We start from the raw sequence: 222 nt of genomic DNA on the forward strand, positions 1-222 counted from the left end.
GCAGCCACCCTTGAAAGAGTGCGTAATAGCTCACTGGTCTAGTGATTCCGCGCCGACAATGTAGCGGGGCTCAAGCGTACCGCCGAAGTCGTGTCATTCATACAATAGGGCCAACGCCCGTATGGATGGGTAGGGGAGCGTCGTCTGCCGGGTGAAGCAGCCGCGTAAGCGAGTTGTGGACGGTTGACGAGTGAGAATGCAGGCATGAGTAGCGATACACAC

The 222-nt window shown here is 57.2% G+C and carries 1 rRNA gene; it reads left to right on the forward strand.

Annotated elements, in window-relative coordinates:
* A 23S ribosomal RNA gene (locus tag KUM49_RS42150) occupies positions 1 to 222 on the forward strand; the annotation flags it as partial.

This window comes from Streptomyces sp. AC555_RSS877, assembly GCF_019049245.1.
Lineage (GTDB): Bacteria > Actinomycetota > Actinomycetes > Streptomycetales > Streptomycetaceae > Streptomyces.